The organism is Microbacterium enclense (assembly GCF_004022425.1).
Taxonomy (GTDB): domain Bacteria; phylum Actinomycetota; class Actinomycetes; order Actinomycetales; family Microbacteriaceae; genus Microbacterium; species Microbacterium enclense_A.
Genome location: NZ_RBZY01000123.1, coordinates 1 through 2,305 on the forward strand (window position 1 = coordinate 1; position 2,305 = coordinate 2,305).

The 2,305-nt window shown below is 62.3% G+C and carries 3 protein-coding genes; 2 read left to right on the forward strand and 1 reads right to left on the reverse strand.

What is annotated here, in order from left to right:
• Nucleotides 1-196: hypothetical protein (locus tag D8Y23_RS16430; protein WP_205797375.1), on the reverse strand; the 196-nt coding region annotated here is incomplete at its 3' end.
• A 226-nt stretch (nucleotides 197-422) separates the two neighbouring features.
• Here D8Y23_RS16430 and D8Y23_RS16435 point away from each other — a divergent pair.
• Nucleotides 423-1,106 (forward strand): response regulator transcription factor, encoded by a 684-nt coding sequence (locus D8Y23_RS16435; RefSeq protein ID WP_128219091.1) that lies wholly within the window; start codon nucleotides 423-425, stop codon nucleotides 1,104-1,106.
• The gene (locus D8Y23_RS16440; protein ID WP_128219092.1) at nucleotides 1,106-2,131 is read left to right on the forward strand and encodes a sensor histidine kinase; all 1,026 of its coding nucleotides are present in this window, start codon (nucleotides 1,106-1,108) and stop codon (nucleotides 2,129-2,131) included. Before D8Y23_RS16435 ends, D8Y23_RS16440 begins: the two co-directional genes overlap by 1 nt.
• Nucleotides 2,132-2,305: the final 174 nt, after the last annotated feature.

The following is a 2,305-nucleotide window of genomic DNA, read 5'->3' on the forward strand; positions in this document are numbered from 1 at the left end:
CCTGATCGTCGGCGGTCTCGCCGTCGTTCGTACCGTCCTCGACGGCGGGATTGGAGGATGCGGGTGCGGGCGAGACCACCGATGTGGTGGCGGCCGATGCGGGCAGGGCCATGGCGGCGACCCCTCCTGCGCTGAACAGGACGAGCGTTGCGACGCCGAGTCCGGCGCCCAGCCCCTTGCGTTTGACAGTGCTCATGTCGTTCCTTTCTGCGACTCTCGGTGAGTCCTGAAGAGATGGTCCCTGGCGGCCTCTAAGAAACCGCAAAGGCTCAGAACTGCCCCACACGCGGCGCTTCTGTGTGATTTCTTAGAGCGCACGAGGCAGGCTCGACCGAGTCAATGACCGTACTTCCGTTGACGTCCGACGCTCACGGAAAGCCAGAGTGCGACGCGATTGAGGGCGCCGACGAGGGAGAGACAGAATGGCCGACACGGTAGCGGCAGCGCCGACACGACCCCGCCTTCTGCTGATCGAAGATGATCCCCAACTCGGCCCTTTGATGGCGCAGGTCCTTGACGAGGTGTACGACGTGACGCTCTGTGCAGATGGCGGCGAAGCATTCGATATCGCCATGGAACAGTCATTCGATGCGATGGTGGTCGATCGCCGGCTGCCCACTGTCGACGGGCTCACCCTCGTTGAGTCCCTCCGCAGAGCAGGGTCACAGGTGCCGATGCTCATCCTCACGGCCATGGGAACCGTACAGGACAAAGTCAGAGGACTGGACGCCGGAGCCGCTGACTACCTGGTTAAGCCGTTCGAGTTCGACGAATTGTTCGCCCGGCTCCGCGCCATCAGGCGCGTCACCAACGGAGAAGGCCCGTTCGTTCGCATCGGCGAATGGGAGTTCTATCCGGACTCACGCGCGGTCTACTCGCCGTACGACGGCCGCACCATCCTTACGGAACGGGAAAGTGCGCTCCTGCGATTATTAGCAACAAACCCGCAGCAAACCTTCACTCGCGCTGCAATCCTTCGAGCCGTGTTCTCTTCCGACGACACTCCGGGGACCGTCGACACGTACGTGCATTATCTGCGGAAGAAGACCGAGCCAAGCATCGTCCAAACAATCCACGGCCGCGGCTACCGGCTGGGCCTGGTGTGATGATCAGACGACGCCCCGCGCAAGACCCAGACGCGCAGCTCATCCGCTCCGCCGCGCGACGGGTCGCCCTCACCATCTCTCTGGCAGTTTCCGCACTCGTCGTTGCCGTCCTAATCGCAGCATTCGCCGTTGTCTTCACCCAGATCCCCCTGCCCGACCTGCTCAACCCGCAGCAGAAAGAAACAGTCGTGGATATTCAGGGTCTCGACATCATCGTGGGTGGAGTCAGCATCGGTCTCATCGCGATCGCCCTCGCCGGCCTCTTGGGATGGCTCGTCACGCGCCGGGCAGTCCGGCCTTTGGTGGATGCCCTCAGACGACAGAGGCAATTCGTTGCCGACGCTTCACATGAACTTCGAACGCCGCTGGCTGTATTGGATGCACGTATCCAATTGCTGCAACGCAGCTCGCGCGCATCAGATCCCCACCAGGAACTCGTGACACAACTCCGCCACGACACCCTATCCGTCATCGGAGTCGTCTCTGACCTCCTGCACGCGGCCGAAGTCCCCACAGAATCAGAGGCAGAACCAACCCCCGTGGCAACATGCGTCGCATCAGCGATATCGGCCATGTCCATCCTCGCGCGCGAACGACGCGTGCGCTTGATGGGCGCCCACATCGCACCCGACTTGTCTGCCTCGATCCCTCACACAAGCCTGCGGCGAAGCCTCATCGCCCTTCTCGACAATGCGATCAAACACTCCCCGGTGGGAACAGTCGTCACCGTAAGGGCGAGCCAGGTGGGCCGTCGGGTTCATATCAGTGTGACCGATCAGGGTCCCGGTATCCGAGGCATCGAACCGAGTCGTGTCTTCGACAGATTCGCTCGGTCCGCGGATGCCGTTGATGGCGGTGGCTCATCAAGAACCGGGTTTGGAATTGGATTGTCGCTCGTACAGGACACGGTGAGCCGCTACGGCGGGTTGGCGCGAGTGTCGTCATCGACCAACGAGGGAACCACGATGACGCTCATAATCCCAATGCCTCGGCGACGAGCTGAGATCCACTCCCGTCCTGCCTGAGACGTGGCTGGGCCTCTGCGCCGACATGCCGCACACAGCGGAAACAACCGCCGATCGGAGCAAGCTTGAGGTACCGCCCTTCCCTTCGTGTGGCTGGCCCACCTGCGGCGCGATAAGGGCGACATTTATCGCCGCAGTTCACACGGCACCTCGTCGATTGCCCCGTGGGTGGTG